Source organism: Butyrivibrio sp. MC2021 (assembly GCF_000621605.1).
Classification (GTDB): Bacteria; Bacillota; Clostridia; order Lachnospirales; family Lachnospiraceae; genus Butyrivibrio.
Genome location: NZ_JHXX01000002.1, coordinates 455,428 through 465,867 on the forward strand (window position 1 = coordinate 455,428; position 10,440 = coordinate 465,867).

At 47.4% G+C, this 10,440-nt stretch carries 7 protein-coding genes; all 7 read left to right on the top strand.

Features of this window, described 5'->3' with window-relative positions:
- Positions 1-19: 19 nt before the first annotated feature.
- The 7 genes from argH to T359_RS0107945 all read left to right on the top strand — a co-directional run bounded on the left by argH (position 20) and on the right by T359_RS0107945 (position 8,906).
- Positions 20-1,408, top strand: a complete 1,389-nt coding sequence (gene argH, locus T359_RS0107915; RefSeq protein WP_026517006.1) for an argininosuccinate lyase — start codon at positions 20-22, stop codon at positions 1,406-1,408.
- A gap of 65 nt (positions 1,409-1,473) precedes the next feature.
- Complete coding sequence (gene asd, locus T359_RS0107920) at positions 1,474-2,559, top strand: aspartate-semialdehyde dehydrogenase (protein WP_026517007.1); 1,086 nt, start codon at positions 1,474-1,476, stop codon at positions 2,557-2,559.
- A 41-nt stretch (positions 2,560-2,600) separates the two neighbouring features.
- Positions 2,601-3,977, top strand: a complete 1,377-nt coding sequence (locus T359_RS21475) for an ATP-binding protein (RefSeq protein WP_051545119.1) — start codon at positions 2,601-2,603, stop codon at positions 3,975-3,977.
- Positions 3,970-7,431: a DNA topoisomerase III gene (topB, locus tag T359_RS19750; protein ID WP_035783947.1), complete on the top strand. Its 3,462-nt coding sequence runs from the start codon at positions 3,970-3,972 to the stop codon at positions 7,429-7,431. The genes T359_RS21475 and topB overlap by 8 nt, the downstream gene beginning before the upstream one ends.
- 46 nt (positions 7,432-7,477) lie before the next feature.
- Positions 7,478-8,368 carry a hypothetical protein gene (locus T359_RS21480; RefSeq protein ID WP_026517008.1) on the top strand — a complete coding sequence of 297 codons (891 nt, stop codon included), beginning with the start codon at positions 7,478-7,480 and terminating at the stop codon, positions 8,366-8,368.
- Positions 8,369-8,430: 62 nt separating this feature from the next.
- On the top strand, positions 8,431-8,688 hold the full coding sequence (locus T359_RS0107940; RefSeq protein WP_051545121.1) for a hypothetical protein: 258 nt from the start codon (positions 8,431-8,433) through the stop codon (positions 8,686-8,688).
- 32 nt (positions 8,689-8,720) lie between these two features.
- The gene (locus T359_RS0107945) at positions 8,721-8,906 is read left to right on the top strand and encodes a CooT family nickel-binding protein (protein WP_026517010.1); all 186 of its coding nucleotides are present in this window, start codon (positions 8,721-8,723) and stop codon (positions 8,904-8,906) included.
- The last annotated feature ends 1,534 nt before the right edge of the window (positions 8,907-10,440 follow it).

Consider the following 10,440-nt stretch of genomic DNA (forward strand, 5'->3'; position numbering starts at 1 on the left):
CTATCAATGGAGAGAGAATATGGCGCAGTTATGGGGCGGTAGATTTACCGGGAGCATAAATGATCTGGCATGGAACTTTAATGCCTCCATTACCTTTGATAAGAGATTTCTCGAGGTGGATGTCATGGGCAGTAAGGCTCACGCAGCTATGCTGGCGAAGCAGGGCATCATCTCAGAGGAAGAGAAGGAGCAGATAACCAAGGGGCTTGATTCTATATTAGAAGATGTCAAGGCGGGAAGGCTGGAGATAACCACCAAATACGAGGATGTTCACAGCTTCCTGGAGGCCAATCTTATAGACAGGATCGGAGATGCCGGCAAGAAGGTCCACACAGGCCGAAGCCGTAACGATCAGGTGGCCCTGGACATGAGGCTTTACGCCAGAGGAGAGGTTGATCATACCGCAGAGCTTCTTAAGAATATGCTGGGGACCCTCAACGACATCATGAAGGACAATCTCACCACCTACATGCCGGGCTTTACTCACCTTCAGAAGGCACAGCCCGTGACCCTGGCCCATCACGTAGGCGCCTACTTCGAGATGTTCAAGAGAGACCTTCTCAGGATGAAGGACATCAGAAACAGAATGAACTATTGTCCACTGGGGGCAGGAGCCCTTGCAGGAACCACATATCCTCTGGACAGAGAGTTCACAGCCGGGGAGCTTGGATTCTACGGACCCACCCTTAACAGCATGGATTCAGTGGCAGACAGAGATTACCTTATCGAATATCTCTCAGCCCTTTCTACTATAATGATGCATCTTTCCAGATTTTCCGAGGAGATCATCATCTGGAACTCCAACGAGTACAGATTTGTCGAGATAGACGATGCCTATTCCACAGGAAGCAGCATCATGCCTCAGAAAAAGAACCCGGATATCGCGGAGCTGGTCAGAGGCAAGACAGGAAGAGTTTACGGAGATCTCACATCTCTTTTGACCACCATGAAGGGAATACCTCTTGCCTACAACAAGGACATGCAGGAGGACAAGGAGGCGGCCTTTGATGCCATAGATACAGTGGACAACTGCCTCACCCTTTTCACAGACATGCTCAGGACCCTTAAATTTAATAAAGACAACATGGAAAAAAGTGCAATGATGGGCTTTACCAATGCGACAGATGCAGCAGATTATCTGGTTAACAAGGGGATGCCTTTCAGGGATGCCCACAGTGTTATCGGTAGACTGGTGCTTTTTTGCATAGATAAGAAATGTGCTATTGATGATCTTTCTATTGAGGAGCTGAAGGAATTCTCAGAGCTCTTTGATAAGGATATATATGATGCCATCAGTCTTGAGACCTGCGTTAATAAGAGGCTTACCATCGGAGGTCCCAGCCCTGACAAGATGAAGGAAGTCATAGCTGTAAACGATGACTTTATGGCAGCTTTTACTATGGAATAAGTAACTGTTAACGGTGTAAATTTGTGGTTATAATACCACTTCAATTAGAAAAGAGGAGAGAAATTATGAGCGAGAAATTACAGGTAGCCGTACTTGGCGGAACAGGAATGGTAGGACAGAGATTTATCTCTATACTCAACAATCATCCATGGTTTGAGGTTAAGACTATTGCAGCCAGCCCCAGAAGCGCAGGCCAGACCTACGAAGAGGCTGTTGGAAGCAGATGGAAGATGGACGGCCCCATCCCTGAGTCAGTTAAGAACATCGTAGTTAAGGACGTTACTGATGTTAAGGCAGTTTCTGAGGACGTTGATTTCGTTCTTTCAGCTGTTAACATGTCCAAGGATGAGATCAAGGCCATCGAGGAAGAGTATGCCAAGACAGAGACTCCTGTTGTTTCCAACAACTCAGCTCACAGATGGACTCCTGATGTTCCCATGATCATTCCGGAGATCAACCCTGAGCATATGGATGTTATCGAGTTCCAGAAGAAGAGACTTGGAACCACCAACGGCTTCATCGCTGTTAAGCCCAACTGCTCAATCCAGAGCTACACACCGGCTCTTACAGCATGGAAGGAATTTGAGCCCTATGAGATGGTTGCTACAACCTACCAGGCTATTTCCGGTGCAGGTAAGAACTTCGAGGAGTGGCCGGAGATGGTTGGCAACGTGATTCCTTTCATCTCAGGAGAAGAGGAGAAGTCCGAGAAGGAGCCTCTTCGTATCTGGGGTAAGGTTGAGAACGGCGTTATCGTTCCCGCCGACAATATGAAGATCACCTGCCAGTGCATCAGAATCCCTGTACTGTACGGTCACACAGCAGCTGCTTTTGTTAAGTTCAAAAAGAACCCTACCAAGGAAGAGCTTATCGCAAAGCTTGAGCAGTTCTCAGGACTTCCTCAGAAGCTTCAGCTTCCCAGCGCTCCCAAGCAGTTCATCCGGTACATGCAGGAGGACAACAGACCTCAGGTTACTCTTGATGTTAACTATGAGAACGGCATGGGCGTAAGCATCGGAAGACTTCGTCAGGATACAATCTACGACTGGAAGTTCGTAGGACTTTCACACAATACACTTCGCGGCGCAGCAGGCGGTGCAGTAGAGTGCGCAGAGCTTCTTAAGGCCAGCGGATATATTAACAAGAAATAATTGAAACTGTTGTCGTTCTAGTTAAAAATGTGAGATTGAAAATGGAAGCCTTAAGACAGATTGATCTTAATTTTTTAAACAGATATTATGAAAGCGGACTCAGCAATATTCTTGTGGTTTACGGCCACAGGAATATTGCTTTGGACCCCCTTCTTACCAAATTCCTGGAGAACAGAAGAAGCGTGTATTATTCTGCCCGCTCGGTTTCATTGAGGGAGCAGCTTTTTCTGTGGGGGAAGGAACTTAGCCTGACCGGCATTAACCTCAGCAAAAAGCCTGATTTCCAGGAAATCCTGGATGTCTGCCTAAAGACCGCAGGCCGCAATCCCATTATCCTGGTGATCCGCAACTTCGAGCACATAGTTAAGGCATCGGATGCTTTTATTAAGGAACTGTCCGATTATGTGGCGGAGCACGGCAAGCTGCGGCAGATCCTGGTTCTTCTAGTGAGCAACGACATCAACTGGGTTGAGAACAGCATGGTGGCCAGCATGGGTAACACCGCTGCCAGCATCGCAGGCTTTCGCAAGATCAAGCCCCTTCCATTCTCTGAGATGAGGGCTTACTATCCCAAGATGTCCTACAGGGACGCGGTTCTGACCTATTCCGTATTGGGAGGCCAGACAGGACTTTGGAGGTACTTTGATGAGAACCTCTCCTTTAAGGAGAACATCTGTAAAAATATGCTTGACCCCGGATCCTACCTCCACGGGGAGGCCATGAGACTGACCTCTGAGAACCTCAGAGAGACAGCGGTCTATCACACGATACTTGTCCAGATGGCCAGGGGCGTCAACAAACTCAACGATCTTTATCATGCCACCGGATTTTCCAGGGCAAAGATTTCTGTTTATATTAAAACACTGATTCACCACGATTTTGCCTACAAGGCTTATTCCTTCGGAAATGCCGGCAGGGAAAACGTCATGAAGGGAGTCTACAAGATAGCAGACCCCCTGCTCAATTTCTATTTTAGATTTATTTTTCCAAATGAAAGTAGTCTTATGCAGATGCCTGCGGATAAATTTTATGATATATTTATATCTGCAGGAATGCAGAATTATGCTAATGAATATTTCAAGTCCGTTTGCCGCGAATACCTCTTCAGACAGGAAGAGCGGGGGCTCTTTCCTTTTGAGATCGGCGATGAGGGCGAGTGGCTCGGCAAGGATGGCACTATAGATATCATTACCCAGAGTGATACCGGGGATACCGCTTTCGGAATGTGCTTCTGGCAGAAGCAGGCCACCCATTCAGACCTTGATAATATCTACTCCTGCGCACAAAAAGCAAGACTTGAGGGAGATATAATCTATCTCTTTTCAACTTACGGCTTTGATGACTATCTGCAGGACGCAGCCATGAAATCTTCAGGGAGCCTTAAGTTGATCGGAATAGATGAACTGACGAATGGCTAAAAAATTAATAATCACCGAGAAACCTTCTGTAGCCAGAGACTTCGCGAGAGTGCTGAATGTCTCCGGCAGGGGATCCGGTTATATAGAAAATGACGAGTATGTAATTTCCTGGTGTTTCGGCCATCTGGTCGAGATGGTGTACCCGGAAGTATACGACGAGAAGTACAAAAAGTGGAAGCTGGAAGACCTTCCCTTTTTACCACAGGATTACAAATATGGCGTTATAGACAGCGCCAGAGAGCAATATCAGACAGTCAATGCACTTCTGCACAGGGACGATATCGACACCGTCTACTGGGCGGGAGACTCAGGAAAAGAAGGACAGACAATCGAAGAGAACATCAGGAACTACGGCGGTGTCCGTCAGGGAATGAGAGAGCTTCGTGTGTGGATCGACTCCCAGACTGATGAGGAGATAAAGCGAGGCATCAACGAAGCAAGGCCCATGAGTGATTACGCACTCCTTGGAGAGTCCGGAATCATGAGAGCCATCGAGGATTACAGCCTTGGTATCAATTTTTCGAGAGTCCTGTCTGTCAAGTACGGCAAGCTTATCAACGACGCCGCAGCAACCAAATCCTACACAGCAATTGCAATCGGACGAGTTATGACCTGCGTTCTGGGAATGGTAGTTCAAAGAGAGCGCGAGATCAGGAACTTTGTTGAGACCCCTTTCTACAGAGTAGTAGGGGATTTTTCTGATGCCCATCTTAAGGCAGAGTGGAAGGCCGTTTCAGGCTCCAAGTATTTCGAATCACCGCTTCTGTACAAGGAGAACGGCTTTAAGAAAAGGGAGAGCGCCGAGGCTCTTATTGATGAACTCACAGGAAAAGAGGCTCTCGTAGAGAATATAGAGAAGGGCAAGAGCAAGAAGAGAGCGCCCCTCCTCTTTAACCTGGCGGAGCTTCAGTCCGAGTGTTCCAAGATATTCAAGATAAGCCCCCAGCAGACTCTGGAGGTGGCCCAGGAGCTCTATGAGAAGAAGCTCACCACCTACCCAAGAACTGATGCCAGAGTCCTGACCACCGCGGTGGCCAAGGAGATCACCAAGAACATACGCGGCATAGCAGGCTATGACGAGGTCAAGAAGTTCGCGGACAATGTCCTGACAAACGGCATGTACAAGGGCCTTGAGAAGACCTCATATGTGGATGATTCCAAGGTTACAGACCACTATGCAATTATTCCCACAGGACAGACCGGTGCCATAGGCTCCTTATCGCCTCTGGCCAAGAATGTTTATACACTTATCTGCAAGAGATTTCTTGCGATTTTCTATCCTGCAGCTGAGTACGACACTGCCAAGATCCAGATAAAAATAGGAGACGAGCAGTTTTTTGCCTCAGCCAAGGTTCTTACCAAGCTGGGCTATATGGAGGTTTCCGGAAAGCCCACTGAGAAAAATCAGGATGAGAACGGGGAAGAGGACGACAACATGTCCAAGGAGGATTTCATCGCCTTTGTAAACAGTGCAAATAAGGGCGATGTTATCAGTGTTTCCGGCTTTGATATCAAGGAGGGCAAGACTTCGCCCCCTAAGAGATATACCTCCGGTAACCTTATCCTTGCCATGGAGAATGCCGGTAACCTTATAGAGGACGAGGAGCTTCGAGAGCAGATCAAGGGCTCCGGCATCGGAACCTCTGCCACCAGAGCGGAGATCATTGCCAAGCTCGTAAGGATACAATATCTCAATCAGAATAATAAGACCCAGATCATCACCCCGGAGAAACTGGGAGAGATGATCTATGAGGTGGTAAGGCTCACAGTGCCCACCCTGCTCAATCCCGAGATGACAGCCAGCTGGGAGAAGGGCCTTGAGGGCATCGTCAACGGCACCGTCAACGGCGGCGAGTATAGACGCAAACTCGAGGACTACATCAGGCGTGAGACCAACAAGATGATCGGGGGCGACCTTACATCCAACATCGTCACCAACATCAGCGAGTTCACAGGCAAGGAGTCTAAGGGCATTGCCTCCAGGAAGCCCATCGGAGTTAAGTGCCCCGTTTGCGGCGGTGATATGACCACCACATCCTTTGGCTTTGGCTGCAGCAACTATTTCAATGATGCGGTTAAGTGTAACTTTAGTATTGGTAAGATTGCCGGCAAGGATATCCCCGAGGAGGAGGTAAAAAAACTCCTTACAGAGGGGAAGACCGGTGTTCTTGACGGTTTTGTGGGCAAGAACAAGAAACCCTTTAAGGCTGTGCTGGTTATGGGCAAGGATGAAAACGGAAGGCCCAACGTGAACTTTGATTTCTCAGAGGTTCCCACTGAGTATGTGGAGGAACTCAAGTGCCCTGCCTGCGGCGGAAGGCTTATTAAGACAGGCTACGGCATTTCCTGTGAAAACAGGACAAGGGAAGAGAATCCATGCTACTTCAGCATTGGCGAGATCGCAGGCAAGAAGCTGGATATGGATACCATAACCACCCTGATAAATGACAGAAAGACCGATGTTATCAAGGGCTTTAAGTCCAAGTCCAAAAAGAGCTTTGATGCAAAGCTTGAGCTCAAGGAGGGCGAGGACGGCAAGCTGACGATAACCTTTGATTTTGAGGGCATTGAGCCTGAGTACCTTAAGGATGTTGTCTGCCCCGACTGCGGCGGCAGGATCATGAAAAAGAGTATCGGCTTTGGCTGCGAGAACTTCAAAGCGGACGATCCTTTTTCCTGCAAGTTCTTTATAGGTAAGGTTGCCAATAAGCAGCTGTCGGAGGCCAATGTCTTAGAGCTTCTCAAGGAGGGACACACCCAGACCATCAGAGGCTTTAAGGGTAAGAGCGGCAAGAAGTTCGATGCCTGCCTGATACTTAAAAAGAACGAGGCGGATAAGGCCGAGATTTCTTTTGACTTTGAAAATGTTGAGGCCCAGACCGTTAAGGGAGTGGTATGCCCCATCTGCGGCGGCGATATCGTTAAGACCCCCTTTGGCTACGGCTGCAGCAATTATAATAAAGATGACCCGGAGAAGAGCTGCAAGTTTAACCTTGGCAAGATTGCAGGGTACAAGCTCAAGGACGCCCAGGTGAAGGAGCTTCTGACAAACGGAATCACAGATACCATCTCCGGATTTAAGTCCAAGAACGGCAATGCCTTTGAGGCAAAGCTGGCCCTTTCCAAGGATGAAGCCGGCAAGGTTACGGGCGTGAGATTCGTTTTTGAAAACGAGGATGAGACCCTGGAGGGCCTTAAGTGTCCCAAGTGCGGTAAGAATATCATCAAGGGGCATATGGGCTATCGCTGCGAGGACTACAGCAGAGAAGAGGAAGGCTGCAAGTTCTTCGTTGGCAAGATTGCCGGGGTAGAGCTTACCAAGGAACAGTTTACCAAGCTTGTGACGGAGAAGATAACCGACAAGATTACAGGCTTTAACAGCAAAAAGGGAACGACTTTTGAGGCAAGGCTTAAGTTTGATGAGAACTTTAACATAGTCTTTGACTTCGAGTGATATGTATAAGAAAAAAAGAATTGTTTAGAAGGGATATATATAAGAAATGAGTATTAAAATCGAGACCCAGACTGCGAATATGCCCTATAACACCTACAAAGAGATGATGCAGGGGATTGCAGACAAGACAGGCTTTTCTTTTAGCAAACTGTCACTGAAGGTCACCGGGGAGAAAAACGGCTTTAAGGTCAGCGTGGTCAAGCACCCCAGTGGTCGAATCGCCATAATGATGAGTGCTGGCATGAACGGCTTTGGCCCTACAGAGGAAGTACTCAGGGCAGCCCATGGGGTAGCCAAGGACGTTGCAATCATTGAGCCTCAGGGTGAAAGGATAGCTTTTTTACTTAAGATTGGCACCAAGCGCACCCAGGTTAAGAGGGCTGTCAGGGCTATAAATGAATTGACAGAATTTTTTGCAGGGATTGGCTATGCAGACACTACAGATATGGAGATAGTACCTGTTGTCACAACATATACCCAAAAAGCTCCTGCCGAGGTAAAGGAGAATGCTTTCCTTGGAACCATAGGAGCGATCCTTGGTTCAGTGGTCGGAATAGGACTTATCTTCGGAATCGCACAGGTGGGGCTTATCGCCGGAATAGGCGGCGCGGTCCTTGCTGTGGGAACCCTTATGGGCTACGAAACACTTGCCAAAAAGCTCAGTAAAAAAGGTATAATTATATGTGTGATAATTATGATCATTGCCACCTATGTGGCGGATCATATGGTTTGGGTGGCAGAGGTTGAGAAGGCCTTGTCATCCTATGGAGATGTTGATCCTATTGCCGTAACCATCAAGCTTCACCCGATTCTTGAGATGGTGGGAGCCAGGGGGCAGTTTTTCAAGGACCTGATCGTGCTTTATATTTTCACGGCTCTTGGAGCAGTGCCCAAGGTTAAGAGGCGTCTTTACTCTCTTTCAGAATCTGTGACGTAAGGCGTAGCGGCATAAAACAGCTTTTTCTTATGAGAAAATAAATAAATGAGGGGGATACAAAAATGTCAGAGAATCACAGTCATGAACATGAGCATGGTCATGAGCACAGCCACGGTCCTGTGGAGAACAAGGACCAGATAGTGGCGCTGCTTGACTATATGGTTAAGCACAACAGGTCTCATGAGGCGGAGCTGGGTAAAGTCATCGAGAAGCTCTCTGAGCTTGACAAGAAGGACGCCGCAGAGTTTGTGGCAAAGGCTCAGAAGAGCTTTGCTGAAGGCAATGAGCTGCTTCTTAAGGCCTATGAGATGGTTAAGTAAACATTTCTTTTTCTTGTGTAGGAGGAATAGTTATGTGTCTGTCAACTGCCTATAAAGAATCAAATCCCGATGAAATTCTGATGGAGTATGTTACCGCCGTCAAGACCGAAGGGGAGAACATCATTCTCACCGACATGATGGGGGAGCAGAAAACCATCAGAGGGGTGCTGAAGTACGCTGACCTTACGGGTGGCGTGCTGAAGATCCAATGTGAGTAGTTTAGTCCGGGCTTATCTGCCGGACGGCGCTGCACCATGGAGAAATATAAATTACTCGCATCATGGGAGTCCGGTATACCCGGCGAGGCTTCATCGCACCATGGAAGGATGCAAATTATTCGCATCGTCCGGCTCAGTGATTTAGGGCACTTCATCTCCCCAGCCGGTCTCATTTCACGTTGCTCAGAACAATCGACCGTCTGGGAATCTGAAGCGCTCCAAAATCATCATCGCCTCCCGAATGCCTCATAATTTCCATCCTCCCATGGCACGCTAAAGCCCCGCCGGGTATCCCTCACCGGAAAGCGGAGACAATTTACATTTCCCTATGCTCCACAAAACCACCCGGCAGATAAGCCCTCACTGAATAGCAGAGACAATTGATATTTCGCCATGTAGCGAATAAGCCACCCGCAAGGTCAGCCACTTCTTAAAGAGGAGAGAGATTTCCTCCGGAAGTTGGTGGGCTATGCGGGATTTTTTATGCAGGCCAAGTGGGACTTTGGCGTTTCTCCGCAGTTCCAAGCGGAAAATCTATTGCTCCACTTGGCTCTGCGAATCCTATAAAGAAGCACATCCCCCAGGGACTCTGTTTAGGGCATAACTGCCTGGAAGGGATGTACTATGGAGAAATGTAAATAATTTCTGCTCTAAAGTGAGGGCTTATCTGCCGGGGATTGAATGTGCCATAGTAGGATGGAAATTATGCGGATGTCTGAGTAAGTGACTCTTGCCGAGGAGGAATTACCTGGCGATGGATGATGTGCCATGGAGAAATGTAAATTGCGAGACATTCAGGCACAGCGGATGATTCATGAGCACTTCAGATGGCCGGAGGGCCGATTGCTCTGAACAACGTGAAATGAGGCCCTCCGGACAGATGGAGTGCCATGAATCACCGGTGGGAATGATGCGAGTAATTTATATTTCTCCATGGTGCAGCATCCTCGTCAGGTAATCCCGTTCTTCCCCAAATCACTGAACCAGACGATGCGAATAATATAGGAAGATATCCCTCCAGGCAGTTAACGCCCAGGGATATTTTTTTGTACAAAATTTCAAAAAAATGAAATTATGAAGGAAAGGAGTTTCAAATTACACACTTTTTTCACAAATTTTTCAATTTAAATATTACAAAAAAAAATTATTTTAGGTAGTATTATGAGGCCGATAAAAGCACTTACATTAGAAACAATAACTTTATGTGGGACCGGGAAGCCGGAGATACAAAGGATATATATAGTTTTTACTGCTATAAAGGAGTAGTTATGAAAGGGAAATTAACAAGAGCAATTTCATTTATTCTTGCTGTCGCACTGTCAATTGGATTATTCAATTCCAGTGCTATTTCTGCTGAGGCAGCATCAGGATTGACTTTCTGGATCAGTTGGGGTGATACCACCACATATGAAGGAGAAACCACACCCATTAGCTCAAAAAATCAAGTGTATTCTAGATGGAATCCAAATTATACGTACGATATGAGTTTCTTCGAATTTGGGGGCCAATTATCTCAATATTGTGAGGAGTACAT